Source organism: Micromonospora sp. LH3U1 (assembly GCF_028475105.1).
In the GTDB taxonomy this organism is placed as follows: domain Bacteria; phylum Actinomycetota; class Actinomycetes; order Mycobacteriales; family Micromonosporaceae; genus Micromonospora.
The window spans coordinates 2,192,391-2,216,780 of sequence record NZ_CP116936.1 but is presented as its reverse complement, the minus strand read 5'-3'; the positions used below and the strand labels follow the sequence as shown (position 1 = coordinate 2,216,780).

At 68.3% G+C, this 24,390-nt stretch carries 19 protein-coding genes; 1 reads left to right on the top strand and 18 read right to left on the bottom strand.

Features of this window, described 5'->3' with window-relative positions; genetic code table 11:
• Positions 1-66: 66 nt before the first annotated feature.
• The 18 genes from mmsB to PCA76_RS10040 form a co-directional block, all read right to left on the bottom strand.
• Positions 67-1,317 carry a multiple monosaccharide ABC transporter permease gene (gene mmsB, locus PCA76_RS10125; RefSeq protein WP_272616895.1) on the bottom strand — a complete coding sequence of 417 codons (1,251 nt, stop codon included), beginning with the start codon at positions 1,315-1,317 and terminating at the stop codon, positions 67-69.
• Positions 1,314-2,852, bottom strand: a complete 1,539-nt coding sequence (mmsA, locus tag PCA76_RS10120; RefSeq protein WP_272616893.1) for a multiple monosaccharide ABC transporter ATP-binding protein — start codon at positions 2,850-2,852, stop codon at positions 1,314-1,316. The genes mmsB and mmsA overlap by 4 nt, the downstream gene beginning before the upstream one ends.
• A gap of 80 nt (positions 2,853-2,932) precedes the next feature.
• The gene (gene chvE, locus PCA76_RS10115; RefSeq protein ID WP_272616891.1) at positions 2,933-4,075 is read right to left on the bottom strand and encodes a multiple monosaccharide ABC transporter substrate-binding protein; all 1,143 of its coding nucleotides are present in this window, start codon (positions 4,073-4,075) and stop codon (positions 2,933-2,935) included.
• 314 nt (positions 4,076-4,389) lie between these two features.
• Complete coding sequence (locus PCA76_RS10110; RefSeq protein WP_272616889.1) at positions 4,390-6,045, bottom strand: glycoside hydrolase family 27 protein; 1,656 nt, start codon at positions 6,043-6,045, stop codon at positions 4,390-4,392.
• Positions 6,046-6,289: 244 nt separating this feature from the next.
• A complete protein-coding gene (locus PCA76_RS10105) occupies positions 6,290-7,276 on the bottom strand; it encodes a LacI family DNA-binding transcriptional regulator (protein ID WP_272616887.1) in 987 nt (328 codons plus the stop codon).
• Between the two features lie 411 nt (positions 7,277-7,687).
• A complete protein-coding gene (locus PCA76_RS10100) occupies positions 7,688-9,787 on the bottom strand; it encodes an RICIN domain-containing protein (protein WP_272616885.1) in 2,100 nt (699 codons plus the stop codon).
• Positions 9,788-10,129: 342 nt separating this feature from the next.
• Positions 10,130-11,632, bottom strand: a complete 1,503-nt coding sequence (gene araA / locus PCA76_RS10095) for an L-arabinose isomerase (protein ID WP_272619278.1) — start codon at positions 11,630-11,632, stop codon at positions 10,130-10,132.
• A 26-nt stretch (positions 11,633-11,658) separates the two neighbouring features.
• Positions 11,659-12,648 carry a galactofuranose ABC transporter, permease protein YjfF gene (gene yjfF / locus PCA76_RS10090; RefSeq protein ID WP_272616883.1) on the bottom strand — a complete coding sequence of 330 codons (990 nt, stop codon included), beginning with the start codon at positions 12,646-12,648 and terminating at the stop codon, positions 11,659-11,661.
• Positions 12,645-13,715 carry an ABC transporter permease gene (locus PCA76_RS10085; RefSeq protein WP_272616881.1) on the bottom strand — a complete coding sequence of 357 codons (1,071 nt, stop codon included), beginning with the start codon at positions 13,713-13,715 and terminating at the stop codon, positions 12,645-12,647. The genes yjfF and PCA76_RS10085 overlap by 4 nt, the downstream gene beginning before the upstream one ends.
• On the bottom strand, positions 13,712-15,253 hold the full coding sequence (locus PCA76_RS10080) for a sugar ABC transporter ATP-binding protein (RefSeq protein ID WP_272616879.1): 1,542 nt from the start codon (positions 15,251-15,253) through the stop codon (positions 13,712-13,714). Before PCA76_RS10080 ends, PCA76_RS10085 begins: the two co-directional genes overlap by 4 nt.
• Before the next feature lie 188 nt (positions 15,254-15,441).
• The gene (locus tag PCA76_RS10075; RefSeq protein ID WP_442930214.1) at positions 15,442-16,446 is read right to left on the bottom strand and encodes an ABC transporter substrate-binding protein; all 1,005 of its coding nucleotides are present in this window, start codon (positions 16,444-16,446) and stop codon (positions 15,442-15,444) included.
• A 130-nt stretch (positions 16,447-16,576) separates the two neighbouring features.
• Complete coding sequence (locus PCA76_RS10070) at positions 16,577-17,269, bottom strand: L-ribulose-5-phosphate 4-epimerase (RefSeq protein ID WP_272616877.1); 693 nt, start codon at positions 17,267-17,269, stop codon at positions 16,577-16,579.
• Positions 17,266-18,945, bottom strand: coding sequence for a ribulokinase (gene araB, locus PCA76_RS10065; protein WP_272616875.1), 1,680 nt, complete (start codon positions 18,943-18,945; stop codon positions 17,266-17,268). Before araB ends, PCA76_RS10070 begins: the two co-directional genes overlap by 4 nt.
• A 577-nt stretch (positions 18,946-19,522) precedes the next feature.
• Positions 19,523-20,311, bottom strand: coding sequence for an ABC transporter permease (locus tag PCA76_RS10060; RefSeq protein WP_272616873.1), 789 nt, complete (start codon positions 20,309-20,311; stop codon positions 19,523-19,525).
• Positions 20,308-21,285 carry an ATP-binding cassette domain-containing protein gene (locus tag PCA76_RS10055; protein WP_272616871.1) on the bottom strand — a complete coding sequence of 326 codons (978 nt, stop codon included), beginning with the start codon at positions 21,283-21,285 and terminating at the stop codon, positions 20,308-20,310. Before PCA76_RS10055 ends, PCA76_RS10060 begins: the two co-directional genes overlap by 4 nt.
• A 31-nt stretch (positions 21,286-21,316) precedes the next feature.
• The gene (locus PCA76_RS10050) at positions 21,317-22,159 is read right to left on the bottom strand and encodes a DUF4097 family beta strand repeat-containing protein (RefSeq protein ID WP_272616869.1); all 843 of its coding nucleotides are present in this window, start codon (positions 22,157-22,159) and stop codon (positions 21,317-21,319) included.
• Positions 22,160-22,232: 73 nt separating this feature from the next.
• Complete coding sequence (locus tag PCA76_RS10045; protein WP_272616867.1) at positions 22,233-22,760, bottom strand: hypothetical protein; 528 nt, start codon at positions 22,758-22,760, stop codon at positions 22,233-22,235.
• A gap of 64 nt (positions 22,761-22,824) precedes the next feature.
• Complete coding sequence (locus PCA76_RS10040; RefSeq protein ID WP_272616865.1) at positions 22,825-24,000, bottom strand: FUSC family protein; 1,176 nt, start codon at positions 23,998-24,000, stop codon at positions 22,825-22,827.
• Here PCA76_RS10040 and PCA76_RS10035 point away from each other — a divergent pair.
• Positions 23,999-24,205 carry a hypothetical protein gene (locus tag PCA76_RS10035; protein ID WP_272616863.1) on the top strand — a complete coding sequence of 69 codons (207 nt, stop codon included), beginning with the start codon at positions 23,999-24,001 and terminating at the stop codon, positions 24,203-24,205. The genes PCA76_RS10040 and PCA76_RS10035 overlap by 2 nt on opposite strands.
• Positions 24,206-24,390: the final 185 nt, after the last annotated feature.

Sequence of the window (24,390 nt, the reverse complement as noted above, 5' to 3'; positions counted from 1 at the left end):
ACCGCCGAGCGACGCGTGGCCCCTGCCCGCGAGGCGGGCAGGGGCCACGGTCGTGCTGTCGCGACGTCAGCGGGCCGTACCGGCCCGGCGCTTGTTGTAGACGTCGAAGGCGACCGCGACGAGCAGGACGAGGCCCTTCACCACCGACTGGGTCGACTGGTCGATGCCCATCAGCTGCATGCCGTTGCTCATCACCGCCATGATCAGACCGCCGACCATCGCGCCCACCACGGTGCCCACCCCACCGGTGACCGCCGCGCCGCCGATGAAGGCCGCCGCGATGGCGTCCAGCTCGAACATGTTGCCGGCGGCAGGCTGGGCGCCGTTCGACCGCGAGGAGTAGATGACGCCCGCCACCGCGGCCAGGAAGCCCATGTTGACGAACATCCAGAAGTTGACGGTGCGGACCTTCACCCCGGACAGCGCCGCCGCCGACAGGTTGCCGCCGATCGCGTAGACCTGGCGACCGAACACGGTACGCCGGGTGAGCAGGCCGTACACCAGCACGAGGACCGCCAGAATGATCAGCACGATCGGCAGCCCTCGGGCGTGCGCCAACTGCCACGCGAAGTACATGAGGACGGCGCCGACCACCACGACCCGGGCGACGAACAACGGGAACGACTCGACGGGCTGCTGGTAGCGGATGCGCGCCACGCGGGTGCGGAAGCCGCTCACCGCGTACCCGGCCACGGCGAGGGCACCGATCAGCACCGTGAAGGCGTCGAAACCCTGCCCGCCGAGCAGCCCGTTGAGGAAGCCCGCCGCGACCTTCTGGTATTCGGCCGGGAACGGCGACAGCGAGATGTTGTCGAGCACCCGCAGGGTGAGGCCCCGGAACAGCAGCATGCCGGCCAGGGTCACGATGAAGGCGGGAATGCCCGCGTACGCCACCCAGAACCCGTGCCAGGCACCGACCGCGACGCCGACGGCCAGCGCGGCCAGGACGCCCACCCACCAGGGATAGCCCTGCTGGATCACCAGGACGGCGGACACCGCTCCGGTCAGCGCGACGACTGATCCGACCGACAGGTCGATGTGCCCGCCGATGATCAGGATGACCATCCCGATCGCGAGCACCAGGATGTACGAGTATTGAAGGACGATGTTGGTGATGTTGCCGGGGCTCAGCAACACCCCGTCGGTCAGGAGCGCGAAGAGCGCCACGATGACGACCAGGGCGACGTAGATCCCGCTCTGCCGCAGGTTGTTCAACACCAGCGCCCGCAGGTCGCTCGTCCCGCTGTGCAGGGCGGCGGCGGGTGTGCTGTCCGGGGGCGTCGGGCGCTCCGTCGAGGGGGTCTTGATGCTGGTCACGCGACGAGCTCCTTGTCCTTGGTCATCAGCTCCATGAGGCTCTCCTGGGTCGCCTCATCCACCGGCATCTCGCCGGTGATCCGGCCGGCGGAGAGGGTGTAGATGCGATCGCACATGCCCAGCAGCTCCGGCAGCTCGGAGGAGATCACGATCACCGCCTTGCCTGCGGCAACCAGCCGGTTGATGATCGTGTAGATCTCAAACTTTGCGCCGACGTCGATCCCCCGGGTGGGTTCGTCCAGGATCAGGACATCCGGGTCGGTGAACAGCCACTTCGACAGCACGACCTTCTGCTGGTTGCCGCCAGAGAGCTTGCCGACCACCGCCATGACGCTGGGCGTCCGGATGTTCATCTCCCGTCGGCTCGCCTCGGCGACCTTGATCTCCTCATTGCCGTTCACCCAGCCCAGGCGGGAAAGCCGGTCCAGGGCGGCGGCGGAGACGTTGCGCCGGACGTCGTCGATGAGGTTCAAGCCGTACCGCTTGCGGTCCTCGGTGACGTAGGCGATTCCGTTGTCGATCGCCTCGGCGACGGTGCGCGCGTGCACCTCACGCCCGTGCACGAAGAGCCGGCCACGGATGTCGCGCCCGTACGACCGACCGAACACGCTCATGGCCAACTCGGTCCGCCCGGCCCCCATCAGACCCGCGATGCCGACGACCTCACCGGCGCGTACGGACAGGCCGACGCCCTCGACGACCATCCGGTCCTGGACCGGGTGCCGCACCGTCCAGTCCTCGATCCGGAGGACCTCCTCGCCGGGGGACGACTCGCGGTCGGGGTAGAAGCTGTCCAGGTCGCGCCCGACCATGCCCCGGATGATCCGCTGCTGGGTCACCTCGTCGGATGTCATGTCGAGGGTCTCGACCGCGCGCCCGTCGCGGATGACGGTGGTCGAGTCGGCGATCGCGGTGATCTCGTTGAGCTTGTGCGAGATCATGATGCAGGTGATGCCCTGCTCTTTGAGTGCCCGCAACAGGTCGAGCAGGTGGGCCGAGTCGATGTCGTTGAGGGCGGCGGTCGGCTCGTCCAAAATGAGCAGACGCACCTTCTTCGACAGCGCCTTGGCGATCTCCACCAATTGCTGCTTGCCGACGCCGAGCTGGATGACCGGGGTGACGGGGTTCTCGTGCAGCCCGACGGACGCGAGCAACTGAGCCGCTTCGGCGTTGGCCAGGTTCCAGTCGATCAGCCCGCCGCGACCGCGCCGCTCGTTGCCGAGAAAGATGTTCTCCGCGATCGACAGGAACGGCACCAGGGCAAGCTCCTGGTGGATGATGACGATGCCGTTGGCCTCGCTGTCCCGGATGCCCCGGAACTGCATCGGCTTGCCGTCGAAGAGGATCTCGCCGTCGTACGAGCCGGACGGGTGGACGCCGGACAGCACCTTCATCAGGGTGGACTTGCCGGCGCCGTTCTCACCGCAGATGGCGTGGATCTCCCCGCGGCGTACGGCGAGGGTGACGTCCTCCAGCGCGGTCACGCCCGGGAACGTCTTGGTGATACGACGCATCTCGAGGATGGTGTCGTCCATGGTCACTGTCCTCCGTCAGGTCTGGACGTGGTACGCCCAGGCGTCGGGCCCGGCGGCGATCGCCGGGCCCGACGAGTGGGTTACTTCTTGGCCTGACCGGCGGCGACCTCTTCCGCCGTCCAGTAGCCGGAGTCGATCAGCGCGGTCTTGATGTCGTCCTTGTAGACCGTGACGATCGGCAGGAGGTACGCCGGGACGACCTTGACGCCGTTGTTGTACGTCTTCGTGTCGTTGGCCTGCGGCTCCTTCTTCTGCAGGAACGCCTCGGAAGCGTTCACGGCCTGGTCGGCCAGCAGGCGGGTGTCCTTGAAGACCGTGGAGCTCTGCACGCCGTCGTTGATCAGCTTGATCGAGGCGATCTCCGCGTCCTGGCCGGTCACCACCGGGATCTTCTTGCTCGCGGTGCCGTAGCCGGCGTTCTGCAGGGCGGTGATGATGCCGCGGGAGATGCCGTCGTACGGCGACAGCACGCCATCGACCTTCGAGCCGTCGTTGTAGCTGGAGGTGAGCAGGTTCTCCATCCGCTTCTGCGCGGTCTCCTGCTGCCACCGCAGGATGGCCACCTGCTCGATGGTGGTCTGCTTGGACTTGACCTTCAGGGTGCCGTCGTCGACGAACGGCTTCAACGTGTCCATCGCGCCGCCGAAGAAGTACTGGGTGTTGTTGTCGTCGAGCGAGCCCGCGAACAGCTCGACGTTCAACGGGCCCTTGGCCGTGCCCTTCGAGCCGTCCTTGTTCTGCAGACCGAGGCCGACGAGCAGCGAGGTGGCCTGGGCGACGCCGACCTTGTAGTTGTCGAAGCTGACGTAGAAGTCGACGTTCTTGCTGCCTCGGATCAGCCGGTCGTACGAGATGACCGGGATCTTCGCGTCGGCGGCAGCCTGCAGTTGGCTGCTGAGCGCCGTGCCGTCGATCGCCGCGATGACCAGGACATCCGCGCCCTGGGTGATCATCTGGTCGACCTGCTGGGACTGCGTGGGGATGTCGTCACCGGCGTACTGGAGGTCGACCTTGTAGCCCTTGGCCTCAAGCTTCGACTTCACCGCGTTGCCGTCGGCGATCCACCGCTCCGAGGTCTGGGTCGGCATCGACACACCGATGGTCAGGTCCCCGGGCTTGTCACCGCTGGTGTCGCCACCGCTGCCCGCACCCTCGCCACTGCATGCCGCCAAACTCAGCGCCAACACCGCGCCGCCGAGAGCAACCAGGAATTTCCTGCCCACGGGCTTCTCCTCTCTGGACTCCCCCGCCGACTGCCGGGGCCAACTGTCACCTTTCGGGTAGTGTTAGCGTTCACATAGACTGCGTCAACACCTGATCCGAAATACCGGTGTCACGGTCTCGTAACGGAGCCACGCAGGCGAGCGTAACCAGAGGGCGATCCTTCCGGAAGCACGAGATCGCCACGATTCCACCACCGTCGGCGGAGGCCCCACCGGCTGGCGCCCGCGAGCGACGGCTGTCGTCCACGGGCACCAGCACTGCGGGCCTGATCAGGTGGGCTGCCGCGACCTGGTCGGCCGGCGGACCCGGTCGGCTACCGCTGGGACCACCGCTGGTTCGCCGCCGCGGTGCAGGTCCAGAGGAGCACCGTGGTGCCGTTGACGGTGCCGTTGTTGTTGACGTCGAGGCAGAGCCCGGATTGCGCACCGCTGATCGTGCCGTTCGAGTTGATCGTCCACCGCTGGTTGGCCCCACCGTTGCAGTCCCAGATCTGCGCCCGGGCACCGGCCGTGGCGTTGAGGGGCGCGTCCAGGCACTTGCCGAGCGACTGCAGGGTCTGACCGCTGATGGTCCAGCGCTGGTTGGCAGCGCCGTTGCAGTCCCAGATCACCGGCTGGGTGCCGTTGGTGGTGTTGCTCGCCGGAACGTCGAGGCAGCGGCCGGAGGCGGCACTGGCGAACGCGCTCGACGTGGTCGGCGGCGGAGTCGTCGGCGGGGTCGTCCCGCCACCGCTGACCCGGAACACCACCGTGCCGTGCGCCGGAACGCTGGCGCTGATCGCCCCGCTGGTGGAGCTGGTGGCACCGGACCACGAGTCGACCAGCGTGAACGACGACCCGGACTTGCCGACGGCAGCGGCCGTGGTCGAGATCGTCGTCGTCGACGCGCCCTGGTTGAACAGCGCCACGGCGACGTCACCGTTGGCAAGCCGCTTGGCGAGCACCCGACGGGTGCCGTCGAACGAGACCTGCGTCCCCTGCAGTCCGAGCGAGTCCTGGTTGATCGTGATCAGGTTGCCGTTCTTGAGGATGGTCTGGGTGGCGGAATCCATGTTGCGCACGTCGTTGCCGGCGATCAGCGGCGACGCCATGATCGCCCACATCGCGAAGTGACTGCGCATCTCCGTGTCGTTCATGCCACCCCGGCCGATCTCCATCATGTCCGGGTCGTTGAAGCCGCCCGGCCGCGCGTACGACGCCAGCGGCACGGTCACGTTGATGATGTTCTGGATGCCCATCGGGTAACCGTTGGTCTGGCCGGTGTTCCACGCGTTGGTGATGTCCTCGGTGGTACGCCACATGTTGGCCACGTCGCCCCAGTTGCGCTGGGGGCCGGTCTTGGCGTGGATGCTGTTCGAGTTGATGCTGTAGACGATCGGTCGACCGGTGGCGGCCAGCGCGTCACGCATGCGGGCGAAGGTGGTGACCTGCTCGTCGATGCTGCCTTCCGGCGAGCACCAGTCGTACTTGAGGAAGTCGACGCCCCAGGCGGCGAACTGGCGGGCGTCCTGCGCCTCGTGTCCCCGACTGCCGGTCGCTCCCGGGTAGGAGCCGAAGTACTGTGCGCAGGTCTTGTCGACCGGCACCTGATAGAGGCCGAACTTCAGGCCCCGGGCGTGCAGGTAGTCGCCGAGCGCCTTCATCCCGCTGGGGAACCGACCCGGGTCACCCTGGATGTTGCCGGAGCCGTCCCGGTTCGGGTTGAACCAGCAGTCGTCGACCACGACGTACTGGTAACCCAGGTCCCTCATCCCGCTGCTGACGATCGCGTCCGCGGACTGCCGGATCAGCGCTTCGTTGATGTTGCAGCCAAATGAGTTCCACGAATTCCATCCCATGGGCGGCGTGCGGGCCACCCCGTTGTCCAGCGCCTGCGCCGCTGGGGCGCGGAGGCCAACCAGAGCGCCGGCGAGCAGCAGTCCGGCCGCCAGTACGCTCCCCCAGCGACGACCTCGAGTGATGCGGTTCATCGAGCCTCCTTGTCGGTGGCGCCCGCCCGTAACTACGATCTGGTTGCTGGGCCGATAGTTGGACGCCAATTTTTGTTAGCGTTAACAGAGACGTCCATCATGTTACGGCGACATTTCATGAGGTTCAATACCTTCCCGCCGTCACATTGCTCAGCATCGATCGGCCTTGCCGGACCTCGATTGAGATGCGTCTTATCAGCCGCGAGGGGCCAGAAAATTGACGCGGACTGATGGTGCGCCGCTGTCAGCGGCGCGGTGGCCCGACGCTCTCACGGGCGACCAGGGCCGGGGCGATGGTCTGCCGCAGCGCCCCACCGGTGCCCGACTCGATCTGGGTCAGGAGCATCTGCAGGCTTGCCCGCGCCACCGCGTCGAAGTCCGGACGGACGGTGGTCAGTGGCGGAATGAAGTACGCCGCCTCTGGCACGTCGTCGAAACCGACCACGCTGATGTCGTCCGGCACCCGCCGGCCGAACTCGTGCAACGCCCGCAGCACGCCCAGCGCGAGATGGTCGTTGGCCGTGAAGACGGCGGTGACCTCCGGCATCCGCGCCAACATCTGCCCAGACCGGTAACCCGAGGCTGCGGACCAGTCCCCCGGCATCAGCGGCGGTGGAACCACCCCAGCCGCCAGCAGTGCCTCGCGCCAACCGTCGATCCGGCCGACGGCGTCGAACCAGTCGGACGGCCCCGAGACATGCCAGACCGTGCGATGCCCCGCGTCGAGCAGATGCTGGGTCGCCGCCCGCGCGCCCGCCACCTGGTCGACCGTCACCAACGCAACCGGCCCACTCGGGTCACCGTCGACCGTGACCAGCGGGACGTCCTTGGGCAGTCGTTCCAGCGCCTCACCGGCCGACTCCACCGGTGCGATGACCACGATGCCGGCGACCCGGTGCGACAGGTGCCGCTCGACAGCGGCCGAGATGGATCGGTGGTCCAGGTTCCGGACGCTGCCGACACTGACCGCGAAACCCTCCGCGGCGGCGGTCTGCTCCAACGCGGCCAGCAATGACGCCGGACCGTAGAGCGTCGTGTTCTGCGCGACCACGCCGATGACCTGCGACCGACCGGTCACCAGGGCGCGAGCCGCGCCGTTCGGGCGGTAGCCGAGTTCGGCGATCGCCGCCCGTACCCTCAACCGGGTCTGCTCACGAACGTTGGGGTGCCCGTTGAGCACCCGCGACACCGTCTGATGGGAGACACCGGCCAGACGGGCGACGTCTGTCATCGCGGGACCGTGGACGGCCATTGCACTCCCCCCGCTACGTCTCCGGCCCGCGGCCCGTCGACGTCGACTGGAGCGGCCCGGCCCGATCCCCCTCGCTCAGCCACCACGCCGGTGCTGAATCCCAGGTGACCAGCGCTGGATCGCCGCCAGTCTACGCCAGCTAGCGCCCCGAACACGGCACGCCTCTGCCGGGACCGTGGGAGGTACCGATGCCACACAACGCGTTCCCCGCCGAGTACGCGGCCATGCCGGTGTGCGGCACGGGCCATGGTGGCACCCCGGCCTGTTCCACGCTCCCGGACAGAGCGTGGAACAGGCCGGCGAGGACATGACCGGTGGTGCGGGCCGTCGTGCCGGGTGGGCATGCGCCCGCCCGCGCCACCGGTCAGACCGGTCGCTGTGTGACTGGTGTCACGGTGTCGTCAGATCGAACCGGCGCACCGTGACCGCGCCGCCGAGCGCCTGGGTGGCGTGGTTGAAGATGGCGAATCGGTAGCCCATGAAGAACTGCCAATTGCTGTCCAGGGTCAGGGCGTTGCCGAACGAGGTGAAGGTGACCCCGTCCGTGCTGTACGAGAAGCGGGCCTGCCGGCCGGACCCGGGTCTGATGTCGGCGTTGGCGCGCAACCAGATCCGGCCACCGGAGACGGCGGTGCTCGCCACCTCGCTGCCGGTGCTGGTGGTGTTCCAGTTGCCGTCCATCGTGAGGCCGTTCTGCATGACCAGACGCGTGGACCCGTTGTCCCGCCGGACCCCGATCCAGGCGGACGAGTTGCGCAGCACCGCCAGGCCCGTGCGATCACCGTCGCGCATGGTGGAGTAGTCCAACTCGATGGTGGCCGTGGAGCTGGGCCCCTGGATCCGGTGCGTCAGCGTGTTACGCGCGCCGTACAGGTCGCCGGTGACGGTGGCGGTCTGCAGGCTCAGCCCGTTGTTCACCGACCATTTGCTGTTGTCCGGGTTGTGGTTCCACTCCCACTGCGGGCCGAGGGTGGTGCCGGCGAACGTGTCGGTGCCGGTGAGCGGCTTCACCGCCCGGGGCGGCGCGGGCAGGTTCGGCTTCGGGTACGAGCTGCCCCACGCGCCGTTGACCGTCTGCAACACGGGCCAGCCGTCGCTGGTCCAGCTGATCGGCGCCATGGCCGGCATCCGACCACCGGGGTACGCGTCGACGAAAGCCATGTAGTACCAGTCGCCGTTCTGGGTCTGCACCAGCCCACCCTGGTGCGGCACACCGCCGCCGGAGATCGGGCCGGGCAGGTTGAGCAGCACCTGACGCTGCTCGTACGGGCCGAAGGGCCCGTTGGTCGACTTCAGCACGTACTGGCCGTTGGCCGGGCGGGTGAGCCAGATGTAGTAGGCGCCGTTGCGCTTGTAGAACCGGGCCCCCTCCAGGGTGCCGATGCTCGACGGCGTGGTGTACACCTGCTGGGCACGGACCTGGGACCGCCCGTCGGCGGAGAGCTGGGCCACGCTGATGGCGCCGTTGCCGTACGCCACGTACATGGTGTCGTTGTCGTCGATCAGCATGCCGGCGTCGTAGTAGCAGTTGGGGATTGTCGTGTGCCGACTCCAGGTGCCGTCGACGGCGGACGCCGTGTAAATGTGGGTCTGCGCGAAGTCGATGCACCCCGCCCAGTAGAACGTCCGGTTGCTCGGCCGGTAGTTCAACGTCGAGGCCCAGATTCCGTCGACGTAGGCCCGGCCGCCGCTCATGTCGTATTTCGACCCGAAGTCCAGCCGGGGCACGGAGTGACCGGCGAACTCCCAGTTGACCAGGTCGTACGAGCGCAGCACCGGAGCGCCCGGTGAGTAGTGCATCGTGGACGCCGACATGTAGTAGACGTTATCCACCCGAATGATGTCGACGTCGGCGAAGTCCTGCCACACCGTCGGGTTCGAGTACGACGTGCCGGGGTTGCCGGGGTTGCTGCCGCCGACAGGGACGAGCTGCCACTGCTGGTTGTTGCCACCCCAGTCGTCGTACTGCACCACGTTGCCGCCATCGGCCGTCGAGGCGCTCTGCACCTCCACCGCCTTGTTGCTGTTGCGGTTGATCAGCCGCACGTAGCCGCCGGTCGAATCCGCCAACCGGAACTGCTGGTTGGTTCCGTTGCCGTCAGCCCACTGCACCACGGCGGCACCGTTCGCGGTGGAGAAGTTGTAGATGTCGAGAACCTTGCCCGAATGTCGCGACTTCAACCGGTAGTAGCCGCCACCGGAATCCACGAACTGCCACTGCTGCCACGCACCGTCGTTACGCGCCCACTGCGTGATCCGCGCACCGTCATTCGTCGCCTGGTTGTACACGTCCAGCGCCTTGCCGCTGTTGCGGTTCACCAACACGTACCACGCGTTGGTGTCCACCGTCGCCGCTGACGCGGCCGTCGGCGCGACCGCCGCCAAAGCGCTGCCGACCACCACCGCGACCGCGGCGGCGACGACCCGCGACAGCCACCCACGCCCCCGCGCGGATGGCGCTATCCAGGGAACCCGACCGATGGCAACCATGATCCTCCTTCGACTGCGAACCGAACGGTCTGGGTCGGCATCTGCGGCACCGGGCGGCGTGCCGAGCTGGCCGAATCGCCGAATGTGATCGTTAACATCGCTCCCCGTGGTTCGCGGCACTGATGTGTCGCGCACGGGGAAGAAGTGCGACCGCGGCCGGGCCAGCCACAGACATCGACCGTCTTAGCTATAGACTGTGAGCGATAACACGTCCTTAGTCAAGACGTAACCTGATCGGCTCATGGTCGTGCTAGGCGGGCACGCGAACGGGTGGCCGGCCCCTGCCCGAGGGATGCAGGCAGGGACGGACCACCCGTCATGGACGCGGCTCAGCCGCGCGGGTCAGAAGCCGCGGGCCAGGCGGTAGTAGGCCTGGTTCCAGCGGATCTCGTCGGCGAAGCGGCGGGGCTCCGTGTTGGCGTCGATGACGACGAGCTCGGTCCGGCTCATCTCCGCCAGGTCGTGCAGCTCCTCCACGCCCACCGCCTGCGACAGCACCGTGTGGTGCGGTGCGCCAGCGGTGATCCACGCCTCGGCCGAACCGGGCAGGTCGGGTCGCGGACGCCAGACGGCCCGCGCCACCGGCAGCCGGCGCAGCGGTTGCGGCGGAGACACCACGTCGATCTCGTTGGCCACGAGCCGGAAGCGCTCCCCCATGTCGGCCAGGCCGAGCACCACGGCCGGGCCGGGCGCGGCGTCGAACACGAGCCGGACCGGATCCTCCCGTCCGCCGATGCTCAGTGGGTGGATCTCCACGTTGGGTACGTCGGACGCGATGGTCGGGCAGACCTCGAGCATGTGGGCGCCGAGCACCAGTTCCGCACCCGGAGTGAGGTCGTAGGTGTAGTCCTCCATGAACGACGTGCCGCCGCTCACGCCCACCGACATCGCCTTGAGGGTGTGGACCAGGACCGAGGTCTTCCAGTCGCCCTCACCGCCGAAGCCGTAGCCGTCCGCCATCAGCCGCTGCACGGCGATGCCCGGCAGCTGACGCAGGCCGCCGAGATCCTCGAAGTTCGTCGTGAAGGCCCGGAACCCGCCCGTGTCCAGGAAGGTGCGCATGCCGATCTCCAGGCGCGCGGCGTACCGCAACGAGTCGTGCTGATCACCCCCGGGCAGCAGCTCGCCGACGATGCGGTAGGTGTCCTCGTACTCCTTGACCAGGTCGTCCACCTGCGCGTCGGTGACCTCGCCGACCACCTTGACCAGGTCGTTGACGCCGTAGGTGTTGACCGACACCCCGAAGCGCAGCTCCGCCTCGACCTTGTCTCCCTCGGTCACCGCGACGTCGCGCATGTTGTCGCCGAAGCGGGCCAGGCGCAGCGACCGCATCGCCGACCAGCCGAGCGCCGCGCGCGCCCACGCCCCGACCCGGGTGGTCACCCGCGGGTCGCTGACGTGCCCGGCCACCGTCTTACGGGCCACACCGAGACGGGTCTGGATGTACCCGAACTCGCGGTCGCCGTGAGCGGCCTGGTTCAGGTTCATGAAGTCCATGTCGATGTCGTTCCACGGCAGCAGAACGTTGGCCTGGGTGTGCAGGTGCAGCAGTGGCGTCTGCAGCGCGTCCAGACCGGCGATCCACATCTTCGCCGGAGAGAAGGTGTGCATCCAGGCAATGACCCCGATGGCGCCCTGGGCGGCGGCGTCCCGGCAGACCTGCAGGATCTCACTGCTGTTGGTCAGGACGGGCTTCCAGACCACTCGGGCGGGGATCTGCGGCGAGTCGTCGAGCGCGGCCGCGATCTGACGGGACTGCTCGGCGACCTGCCGGAGCGTCTCCTCGCCGTACATGCCTTGGCTGCCGGTGAGGAACCAGATCTCGGGTTCGGTGTGTGGTGCCATGGAGTTGCCTTCCACGAGAGGAGTGTTCACTTGTAACGGATTCCGATGAGGCGCTGCAGGAGGATGAACGCGAAGAGCAGACCGCCGATCACGATCTTCGTCCACCAGGAGTTGAGGCTCCCGTCGAAGGTGATGAGGGTCTGGATGACGCCCAGGACCAACACGCCCAGCACCGTGCCGAAGACGTAACCCGCGCCGCCGGTGAGCACGGTGCCCCCGATGACGACGGCGGCGATGACATCCAGCTCCATGCCCACGGCGATCAGTGGCGCGCCGGAAAGGGTGTAGAAGGACAGCAGGATCCCACCGATCGCGGAGCACAGGCCGCTGATCGTGTAGACGGCGATCCGGGTACGCCCCAACGGCAGACCCATCAGCAGTGCCGACTGCGAGTTGCCGCCGATGGCGTACACGTTGCGCCCCAGCCGGGTGTAGGCCAGCGTGTACGCGGCGATGGCGACCACGACGAAGGCGATCAGCACGCTGATCGACACGAAGTTGCCCTGGGGATTACCGATCCGCTCCTGCGACATCCTGGTCCAGAAGCCGTCGGTGATCGGGATGGACGCACCCGAGATCAACGTGCACATACCCCGGGCGAAGAACATCCCGGCGAGCGTGACGATGAACGGCTGGATCTCGAAGAAGTGGATGGCGCAGCCCATCAGCAGACCGAGCGTCGGGCCGATCAGCAGGGCGATGACGAGCACCAGTGCCGCCGGCAGCCCCTCCTGGAGCAGCCAGGCCGACACCATGGCCGTCATGGCGACGACCGACCCGACCGACAGGTCGATGCCGCCGGTGAGGATGACGAAGGTCATGCCCACCGCGACGACGAGCAGGAAGCTGTTGTCGATGAAGACGTTGAAGATGACCTGCACGTTGGAGAACGCCTGGTACTGCGACACCCCGATGCCGTACATGACCAGCAGCAGGACGAGCGTGGCCAGGACCGGTATCTGCCGCCTCGGCAGCCGGAACCTGGCACGGCCAGCGGTGAGCGATCCAGTGGTCATGCCGGCACCTGCTCCTTGGGCTTGTCGGCGATGGCGGCGGGCGGCGGGGTGTTACGCCTACGGCGGGTGAACCGGGCCCGGAAGGCTGGCGCCTGGATGAGGCAGACGGCGATCACGACGACCGCTTTGAACAGCAGCGACGTCTGCGGTGAGATGTTCATGGCGTACACCGACGTGGTCAGGGTCTGGATGATCAGCGCGCCGAGGATGGTGCCGCTGAGGAAGAACCGGCCGCCGGCGAGGGACGTACCGCCGATGACGACCGCGAGGATGGCGTCCAACTCCACCCAGAGGCCCACGGCGTTGCCGTCGGCACTGGAGACGTTGGCCGTCATCATGAAACCAGCGACCGCGGCGCAGACGGCGCTGAGGACGTACGCGAGGAAGATGACCCGGCCGGACCGGATGCCGGCGAGTCGGCTCGCCTCGGCGTTACCGCCCACCGATTCGACGATCATGCCGAGTGCGGTGCGGCGGGTGAACGCCGCGACGAGCAGTGCCGCGGCGAGGGCGATGAAGATGGCCAGCGGCAGGGTCAGCAGGTGGCCCAGCCCGATCGCCCGGAACGGCTCGGAGTTGATGGTGATGATCTGACCCTGGGTGATCAGCTGGGCGAGGCCCCGACCCGCCACCATCAGGATCAGGGTGGCGATGATCGGTTGGATCCCGATCACGGCCACCAGCACCCCGTTCCAGGCGCCGAGCACGAGCGCGACCCCCAACGCCATCGCCAGGGCGGTCAGCACCACGGCGAGGCTGTTCTGGTCGGTCTGCTTGCTGATGTACATGCAGGCGATCGCGCCGCTGATCGCGCACACCGAGCCGACCGACAGGTCGATGCCGCCGGTCGAGATGACCAGGGTCATGCCCAGTGCGACGAGGATCAGGGGCGCGCTCAGCCGCAGGATGTCGATCGGCGAGCCGTACAGGTGCCCGTCCTTGAGCTCGATGGACAGGAACCCGGGCCGGTAGATCGTGTTCGCGGCGAGCATGACGACAAGCACGGCGGTGGGCCAGAACAGCCGGTGACCGACCACCGTCCGGTAGCGGCCCATGGTGTCGTTCATCGGTCTGCCTCCTCCCGGTGGGATCCACTCGCGATGGTCTGCATGATGCGGTCGGCGTCGAGGCTCTCGTCGTTGGCGAGCTGCGCGACCATCTGTCGGTCCCGCATCACGGCCACCTTGTGACTGAGACGCAGCACCTCCTCCAGCTCGGCGGAGATGAACAGCACCGCCATGCCGCCGTCGGACAGTTGCGTCACGAGCTTCTGGATCTCGGTCTTCGCGCCGATGTCGATGCCCCGGGTCGGTTCGTCGAGGATCAACAGTCGTGGCTCGGTGATCAGCCACCGGGCCAGGAGCACCTTCTGCTGGTTGCCACCGGAGAGGTTGCGTACCGGCACCTCCGGGTCCGCGGGCCGGATGTTGAGTGCCTTGACGTACTTGTCGACCAGCTCGTCCTGGCGACGACGCGGGATGGGCCGCAGCCAGCCGCGGGCGGCCTGCATGGCCAGGATCATGTTCTCGCGGACCGACAGATCGGCGACGATGCCTTCGGCACGGCGGTTCTCCGAACAGAAGCCGAAGCCCTGGTCGATGGCTTGCGCAGGGGTGCGCAGGCTGCTCGCCGCGCCGTCGAGTGCGACCTGACCACCGTCCGTCCGGTCGGCCCCGAACAACAACCGCGCCACCTCGGTACGCCCGGAGCCCAGCAGCCCGGCCAGGCCGACCACCTCGCCGGCGTGGATGGTGAGGCTGAACGGCTCGACCGCCCCCGCCCGGCCGAAGTTCGACACCGCCACCAGGGGGGTGCCCTCCTCCAACGCGGCCAGATCCCGGCGGGAGTGCTCCTCGATGCCCTCCAGGACGTCGAGTTCCTTACCGATCATCTTCTCGACCAGGGAGAGCTGGGGCAGCTCGGCGGTCTGGTACTCGCCGACGAGCCCACCGTTGCGCAGCACGGTGATGCGGTCGGCGATCTCGTAGACCTGGTCGAGGAAGTGGGTCACGAACAGGATGGCGATGCCCTCGTCGCGCAGTTGCCGCATGATGCGGAACAACTGCGCCACCTCGCTGGCGTCGAGACTGGACGTCGGCTCGTCCAGGATCAGCACCCGGGCCTGGATGTCGATCGCGCGGGCGATGGCGACCATCTGCTGGATCGCCAGGGAGTATGAGCCGAGCGGCGCGCTCACGTCGAGGTCGAGGTCGAGGCGGGCCAGCAGCGTACGGGAGCGGCGGCGGACCTCACCCCAGCGGACGGCACCCAGCAACCGGGGCTCACGGCCGATGAAGATGTTCTCCGCCACCGACAGGTTGGTGCAGAGGTTGACTTCCTGGTAGACGGTGCTCACCCCGGCGGCGTTCGCCTGCATCGGCCCGGTGAAGGACACCGGCTCGCCGTCGAGGGTGATCGTGCCCTCGTCGGTGTCGTAGACGCCGGTCAGCACCTTGATGAGGGTCGACTTGCCGGCGCCGTTCTCGCCCATCAGGGCGTGCACCTCGCCGGGAAGGAGCTGAAAGTTGACGTTGTGGAGTGCGCGCACCCCGGAGAAGGACTTGCTGATCCCGGTCATCGTCAGGACCGGACGGCTATCCGTCATCCCATCAGACCTCTTCTGGGTTGTCGACACGGAAGGGCCGCTACGCTCCCGCGGCGCCCGCCCGGTCGTCCCTGCGGGTCGCTCGGGCGGGTGGAGTACGGGGTGGTCGCTGGCCATGCCCGGTCCGTTGCGGGTGATGGCGCGACGCAGCGGGGCCGCCACGCGAACGCGGCGACCCCCAGCGTCGATCAGTACTTGCGGTTGGGCAGAGCTTCCTTGGCCTGCTCAGACGTGAAGGTGGTCTCCTCGGTCTCGATCCGAGCAGGCACCTCCTCGCCGGCCTTGACCTTCTTCGCCAGATCCATCAGCTGTGGGCCGAGCAGCGGGCTGCACTCCGCGATGAAGTTGAACTTCCCGTCGGCGAGAGCCTGCATGCCGTCCTTGACAGCGTCGACCGTGATGATGGTGATGTCCTTACCCGGCACCTTGCCAGCGGCGGTGATCGCTTCGATCGCGCCCAGGCCCATGTCGTCGTTGTGCGCGAACAGCACGTCGATCTTCGGGTTGGCCTTGAGGAACTGCTCCATGACCTGCTTGCCGCCGGCCCGGGTGAAGTCGCCCGTCTGAGAGGCGATGATCTTCAGGTTCGGGTTGGCGGCGATCGCCTCGGCGAAGCCCTTCTTGCGGTCGTTCGCCGGTGCCGCGCCGGTGCTGCCCTGCAGCTCGACGATGTTCACCGGACCCGAGGCGGTCTTCTTCTGCTCGACCAGCCACTCACCCGCGAGCCGGCCCTCCTTGACGAAGTCCGAGCCGAGGAAGGTCTTGTAGAGGGTCTTGTCGGCCGAGTCGACCGAGCGGTCGGTCAGGATGACCGGGATCTTGGCGTCCTTGGCCTCCTTGAGCACGGTGTCCCACCCGGACTCCACCACCGGCGAGAAGGCGATCACGTCGACCTTCTGCTGGATGTAGTTGCGGATCGCCTTGATCTGGTTTTCCTGCTTCTGCTGCGCGTCGTCGAACTTCAGCTCGATCCCCGCCGCCGTGGCGGCTTCCTTGATCGAGATGGTGTTCGCGGTACGCCAGCCGCTCTCCGCGCCGACCTGCGAGAAGCCCATCGTGATCTTGCCGTCGTCCTTGGTGCCGCCGCCGCCGGTGTCGCTGTTGCCACAGGCCGCCACGCTGCCGACGAGCAGCACGCTGGCGAGGACCGCGGCAGCGCGCCACGGAGCGGACTGCGTTCGCATCTTTCTCATCAGATCTCCTTGGCTCGGTGTGGTGGGTGACCGCGCCAGACCGCCGAGGTGCAGGAGCGGCATACGCGGGTGGTGCGTGCTGCTACTTCGGTGGTGCAGACCGACGGGCTCCGGCATGGCCGGCAAGCGGTCAGGAACCCGCCGGTGGGACTGGTTGTTGACCGTAGACGTTCTGGTAGCGGTCATAAAGAGCGTCGATGTCTGCCTGCGCCATCGGCACCGGCTGCCCGAGTGCGCGAGCCAGGTGCGCCGTGCGGGCAACGTCCTCACACATGACCGCGGCCTTGACTGCCGCGCGGGCGTCCCGGCCGATGGTGAAGACGCCGTGGTTACGCATCAGCACCGCGGGTGAGCGGTGCCCGGCGAGCGTGCCGACGATGCCCTTTCCGATGTCGTCGCCGCCGATCAGGGCGAACGGACCCACCGGGATCTCCCCGCCGAACTCGTCGGCCTGGGCGGTGAGGTGGCAGGGAATCGCCTCCCCTCGCGCGGCCCAGGCGGTGGCGTACGAGCTGTGCGTGTGCACGACCCCACCGACCTCGGGCATGGCCCGGTAGACGTAGGCGTGGGCGGCGGTGTCGCTGGACGGGGCGAGATCCCCCTCGACGAGGACACCGTCGAGGTCACACACGACCATGGTTTCCGCGGTGAGATCGTCGTAGCCCACGCCACTCGGCTTGATCACCATGAGGTTCTGGCCGGGAACCCGCGCGGAGACGTTGCCGGCCGTCCAGGCGACCAGGCGGTACCGGGTGAGCTCGGCGTGCAGACGGGCGACCGTCTCGCGCAGATCGTCGATCTGTCGGGTCACCTGGGCGGTCACGCGACCACCTCCAGCGCGGGCTCGTGCGCGGCTGCGGTCTCGACCGCCGCGTTCCGGATCGCGCGCAGGCGGAGCATGACGTCGTTGCCGCCGCGACCGAAGTGATCGTGCAGCGTCCGGTACTCGGCGTACAGGGCGTCGTAGGCGCGTGCCCGCTCGGGATCCGGTCGGTAGACGGCCTCGTGCACCCGACCCATCACCTGCGACGCTTCCTGGATCGAGGGATATTCACCTGCGGCGACGGCGGCGTGGATCGCCGAGCCCAGTGCCGGTCCCTGCGCGGAGGCGATGATGTTCAGCGGCCGCTTGGTCACGTCGGCGTAGATCTGCATCAGCAGGTCGTTGTTGGTGAGACCCCCGGCGATCACCAGGTCGTTCACCGCGACCCCGGCCTCGACGAACGCATCGATGATCATCCGCGTGCCAAAGGCGGTTGACTCCAGCAGCGCCCGGTAGATGTCCTGCGGCTGGGTGGCCAGGGTCATTCCGACGATCATCCCGCTGAGGTCGTGGTTGACCAGCAGGGAGCGGTTGCCGTTCCACCAGTCCAGCGCGATCAGTCCGTGCGCGCCGACCGGTTGGCTCGCGGCCAACTCGGTGAGCTGTTCGTGCGAGGCGACGCCAGCCGGGGCGGCGTGCTTGACGAACCAGCCGAAGATGTCGCCGACACCGCTCTGGCCGGCCTCGTAACCCCATGCGCCGGGGCTGATGCCGCCGTCCACGACACCGCACATCCCGGCCACCTCGGCGAGCTGCGCGCCGTTGACCACGTGGCAGGTCGAGGTACCCATGATCGCGACGAGCCGACCAGGCTCGACGGCCTGCGCGGACGCCGCGGTGACGTGCGCGTCGACGTTGCCGGCGGCCACCGCGATCCCCTCCGGCAGGCCCGTCCACCCCGCGGCCCACGCGGTGAGCGTGCCGGCCCGGGCACCGAGGGGCAGCAACGGACCGTCCAGCTTGGCCACGAAGTCGCCAAAGCCCGGGTTGAGCGCGGTCAGGAAGCCCTCGGAAGGATACTGGCCGTCCTGCAGGATGCCCTTGTAACCGGCGGTGCAGACGTTGCGGGTCTCGGTGCCGCTGAGCTGCCAGACAATCCAGTCGGCTGCCTCGATGAAGCGCTCGGCCCGGTGGTAGACCTCGGGGTCCTCCTCCAGGATCTGGAGTCCCTTGGCGAACTGCCACTCGGCGGAGATCTTGCCGCCGTACCGACCGATCCACGGTTCTGCCCGTTCGTGGGCCAGCGCGTTGATCCGGTCGGCGTGCGGCTGCGCGGCGTGGTGCTTCCACAGCTTGACCCAGGCGTGCGGCCGGTCGCGCAGCTCGGGATCCTCGCACAGCGGAGTGCCCTCGGCGTCGGTCGGCAGCACCGTGCAGGCGGTGAAGTCGATGCCGATGCCGACGACCGCGGCGGGGTCCACCCCTGCGGCTGACAGTGCCGCCGGGACGGCGTACCGCAGCACGTCGCGGTAGTCCTCCGGGTTCTGCAGGGCCCAGTCCGGGGGCAGCGCTCGGCCTCCCGGAAGCGTCGTGCTGATGACGCCGTCGCAGTACTCGTGCACCGCGGTCCCCAACTCGGCACCATCGCCGACACGGACCACCAGAGCGCGCCCGGACAGGGTGCCGAAGTCGACACCGACGACGTAGCGGTCGTCAGCTCCGTCCACACGGTTCATGTTCACCTCCACCGTTAACGGGGATAGTGTTAACGCTCACATCAAGCCTCGTCAAGACATCTACCCGCAACAGCTCCGTAACGGAACGCAGAAGCCGGGGCCGGCTCGGGCGCGTCGATGTCGGACTGGTGCAAATTGCGCCATTCGGGAACCGACCGCCGTGTGCAGCGACGGAAGGAGTCGCCGATGGCCCCGCCGCCGACCCGACACCGCCTCGACAGGCGGCGCGAGCGGCCCTGCGTCCCACGCGGCGCTGGGGTGACCGTCCGATCACGACCGCTCGTCGGTCGGCGGGGATGTCAGCGATAACATCAACAGGGCTGCGCCACCCGGATGATCGGATCAACGGAACGGCAGTCGACCGCCACCGGGCTCAGGTCTGAGCGGTCCGGAGGCCGGCGGGCGTCGCACCCGGCCAGGCGCCAGGGTCGTGTTATCGATAACATTCGACGTCTGAAAGGTCGCCTCGGCGCGACTGCGCGCGTCGTGCACCGAGGCACGGACAACCGACGGCCCGGCCCACAGGGGCCGGGCCGCCGGTGCGTCGCGCTGGCGGGACGTCGAGCGCCTCTCGGGATCAGGCGGCCCGATTGCGGTTGTACAGGGACTTGGCCCAGAAGAAGCTGAGCACGGTGATGACGACGCACCAGACGACCGCGATGATCCCGTTGGCGCCGATCCCGGTGCCGAGGAGCAGGCCGCGAAGGGTCTCCATGACGGGCGTGAAGGGCTGGTAGTCGGCGAACCACCGCACCGGGGTCGGCATGGAGTCGGTGGGGACGAAGCCGCTGCCGAGGAACGGCAGGAGGATCAGCGGCATGGGGAGGTTGCTGGCCGTCTCGACACTGTCGCTCACCAGGCCGAGGGCCACCGACAGCCAGGTGAGCGCAAAGGTGATCATGGCGAGGACGCCGATGGCGGCGAGCCACTCGACCGGGTTGGCCGTGGGCCGGAACCCGACGAGCAGCGCCACGCCGGTGACGACCGCGAGGCTGAGCAGGGTCTGGATGAGGCTGCCCAGTACGTGCCCGGTGAGGACCGACGGTCGGAAGATCGCCATCGTTCGGAACCGGGCGATGATGCCCTCGGTCATGTCCATCGCGACCGAGATGGCGGTGCCCTGCGCCGCGCTGACCACCGTGATGAGCAGGATGCCGGGGGTGACGTAGTTGGCGTACTGGGAGCGGTCGCCGGACGGTCCGAGGCCGGCGCCGAGCGTGCCACCGAAGACGTAGACGAAGAGCAACAGAATGATGACCGGGATGCCGATGAGCAGGAAGGTCATCGACGGGTAGCGCCGCATGTGCAGGAGATTGCGCCGCAGCATGGTGCTCGAGTCGCGGACGGCGAGGGAGACGGTGCTCATCGCGCGGGAGCCCTTTCGTGGTCGGGTCGGCTGGCCTGGGTGTCGGGCTGGCCGGTGAGGGTGAGGAAGACGTCGTCGAGGTCGGGGGTGTGCACGGAGAGTCCGGCCACGCTGATCGAGGCGCGGTCGAGCTGGTCGAGCAGGGATCGCAGCGACCCGACCCCGCCGTCACTCGGCACCTGGAGGGTGAGTGCCGCGTCGTCGCGGGTGGCGGCCGCGAACGTCCGGGCCGCCGAGTCGAGCTCTTCCTGGTCGGCGAACTGCAACACGACGTGGCCGCCCGGAATGAGCCGCTTGAGCTCACGCGGGGTGCCCTCGGCGATCAGTCGGCCGTGGTCGAGGAACGCGACGCGGTCGGCGAGCTGATCGGCCTCCTCCAGGTACTGGGTGGTGAGCAGGATGGTCACGCCCTCAGCGGCGAGAGCGCGGATGATGTGCCACATGGCCCGGCGGCTGCGCGGGTCGAGGCCGGTGGTCGGCTCGTCGAGGAAGATGACGCGGGGCTCGCCGACCAGGGTCATCGCGAGGTCGAGTCGCCGGCGCATGCCGCCGGAGTACGTCGACACCGGCTTACCCGCCGCCTCGGTCAGGTCGAACTGGTCGAGCAGGTCGGCGATCCGTCGCCGGCCGGCCGCCTTGTCCAGATGGCACAGGTCGGCCATCAGGTTCAGGTTCTCCCGGCCGGTGAGCAGGTTGTCGACGGCGGAGAACTGGCCGGTCACGCCGATCAGTTCGCGTACCGCGTTGGGCTCTCGCGTCAGGTCGTGGCCGAAGATCCGGGCGTTACCGCCGTCGGCGTTGATCAGGGTGGAGAGGATCTGCACGGTGGTGGTCTTGCCGGCGCCGTTGGGGCCGAGCAACGCGAAGATCGTGCCCTCGGTGATCATGAGGTCGATGCCGTCCAGGACGACCTTGTCACCGTAGGACTTCCGGAGGTCGGTGGCGACGATCGCGGGCTTCATGGGGCTGGTCATGGTCTCCTCTTCAATGGTCTCTGGTCGCGGATCAGGCGCGGCGGATCAAGATGTCGCCGTAGGCGGTGTTCGCCCGGACCTCGACCGTCTCGTCGGTCTGCGCCGGACTGTCGGTCGTCTCGAGGGCGTTGTGCACGCGGCCGTGCTTGGAACTGACGTCGAGCCAGGCCGCGGTCCCGCGACGGATGCCGACCTCGATGGCCCCGTACGAGGTGTTCAGGTCGACCGACCCCCGGACGGCCTCGCCCAGCCGGACGTTGCCGTAGGCGGTGCGCGCCGTCACCGAGGCCAGCGCCGCGTCGACGGTGATGTCGCCGTACGCGGTGTTGACCCGGACGTCTCCGCCGCTCTGGCCGATCCAGCAGTCGCCGGAGGAATTCTTGATCTCGGTGGGGCCGTCGACCGTGCCGATGCGCACCTTGCCGGACGACGCCTTCACCCGGGCGGAACCGGTGACGCGCTCCACCGCGACCTCGCCGTGGCTGCTGTCGATGTCCAACGGCCCGGTCTCGTCGAGCCGGATCCCACTCCCGGTCTTGATCCGGCATTCGCCGAGCCGCCCCTCGCAGCGGAACGCCGCCCACGACGACTCGGCGTGCACCCGCGACCCGCTCGGTAGCTCGATCAGGACATCGACCGACGGCCCGGGGCCGAAGCCGTAGCGGCGCCAACTCTTCGGCACCCTGATCACCAGTTGCCCGGCGGCGTACTCGACGGTTGTCTGCTCAGCGGCACTCACGTCGGCCTTGCTCGACGGGTCGCGGGGCCGCACCGTCACCACCGTGTCGGTGCGGTCGGTCGCGCTGATCCAGGCATCCCCGACGGGCAGCTCGACCTGGACGGTAATGGGCTCTGGCGTTTCGTAAATAGGCATGGTGGTCTCCCGGAAGGTGGTCGGCGAATGTCGCCGCTGGTCAGCGGCGTGAAGGAAGAGGGGGTACGGGGAGTTAGCGGGCCCAGCCGGTGAAGTGCTGGCCGGAGCGCGGCTCTGCCCGGCGGGGCGGACGCCGCTCCGTTTCGCCTGCCCCGATGGCACCGGCGACAGCTCGCACCAGCCATGCGTTGACCGAAAGGCCGGCGCGCCCAGCGGCCTCCTCGACGCTGGCCTTCAGGTGGTCGGGGAGCCGGAGGTTGATCCGCGAGGTGCCGCCGTCGTCACCGTCGGGCGCGAGCACCGGCACCGACAGCGTCGGCGGGCCGCTGGCCTCGCCCACCTCCTCATTGACCGGCGGGCTGGCCGGCGCCACCACGAAGTCCGGCTCGCGCCCACGCAACCGGACGTGCACCGAACCCGGCGCGAGTTCGCGTGTGATCTCGTCAGCCGCGTCAGACAGCGCCTCGAGCAACGTGAGACGGGTTGCCGACTCCAGCTGCGCGAAGAGCCGTTCGGCCAGCATGCGGGCCTCCGGATCGACGCCCTCCGCAGCCACGGCGAACTCGTTACGCAGGTTCTCGACGTATGACCTCAGCTCCATGGCACCATCATGGCACCATTTTGGCTCAGGTTGCAACCCCCATGGCTCATGGCGGTGCCAAAGGTCAGTCCTGCTGCGGATCGGAGGGCACTCGCAGGGCACCGAACGTGCGCCGGACCAGGCGATTCGCCTCCTCCTGAGTCAGCCCGGAGGCCACCAACAGGTCGCTGACAGTCGTACGGACCTGCGCCACCACGACGGCACCGGAGAAGCCGACCCCCTCCCGGTACGCATGACCGGCCGTCTGGACCGCCCGCAGCGCCTGCTCCCGTGCCCGCTCCGGCTCGGTACCGGCGGCGAACTGCCGCTTCAGCAACCGGACGGCCTCGGCAAGATCGGCCACCGCCCTCGGCAACGGCTCCGGAACCGGTTCGTCGTCCTCAATCAACGTCACCGACCGACGGATCAGGGTTCCGCTGTTACGCATCGCCCGGTCGATCGGCTCGGCCGCCTGCGCGTACCGGCCCACCGGCCCGTGCCGATCGTGCCAGTGCACCGGCGACAGGGTGCTGGCCTCCCGGGCGCCCTGAGTCGCCTCGACGAACCCTGTCAGCGCGCCCTTGCTCTGCCACAGCTCGCCCCGGGCGGTACGCGCACGAGCGGCATCACGCTCGGCCAGCGCGTCGGCGGTCGCGTCGAGCTGGGCGCCGATGAGATCGAAAACGGGCCGCGCGGCGCGGTTGAGCACCCGCAGCGGGTTCAGCGGTAGCAGCACGGCGGTGACCAGCAGTGCCACCCCTCCCCCGACGAGCGCGCCCAGGAACCGAGGGGTCTCCAGATCACTGATGGACGGGCTGAGCGTGGCGATGAGCACCGCCGTCGCACCAGCCTGGATCACCACCGCCGCACTGCCCGCGAGGAACAACGCGACCACGATCGCCAGCACGACGATCAGGGCGAGTTGCCACCACCCGGTGCCGATCACCAGGAGCAACAGATCGCCGATCAGCACCCCGACGGTGACACCGATGATCAGCTCGACGGTACGGCGCAGCCGTTGACCAACAGACGCGGCGAGAGTGGAGACGGCGGAGATCGGCGCGAAGACCGGCTGCGATATGTGCAACAGCTGGTGCGCCACCACCCAGGCCAGCGCCGCGGCAAGGCCAGCCTGCACGGCGAGGCCGCCGATGGCCCGTACCCGACGGAACCGATCGCGCAGCGTGTCCACCACGCGGTCCCCGAGCCGGACAACGGCCGAAGCGCCCCCGTGTGCTCCGCGCCGACCGGCAGCGACCATGGCGGAAGCTACCCCGCCATGGTCGGATCAGTCCTCCCCACCGCCGACGGACCGACAGAGCCGGCACCGGCACGAGCACGGCGGCGCCGTACGCGCCTGGCTCTACAAGATCGCCGAACCGGTGCCTCACCATGATCCCGTCCTTCGCCGACTGCCGAGCGATGCCGACCGCGAGCAGGACCCCGTGGTCTTCGACTGGCCGTAGGCGGACCACGGGTCGTACGGGCGCCGCGCGAACTGCGGGTCGTCGAAATAAGGGCTGGCGAGGGCAGCCCAGATCGGCGTACGCCACGGTTGAGGCCGTCCGATTCGGGTAGACCGCGGTCTGCCGCCGTCGGGTGGCGGCACCGGCACCTGATGGCGGGGTTGGCCTCGGGCGGATCGCGGGTT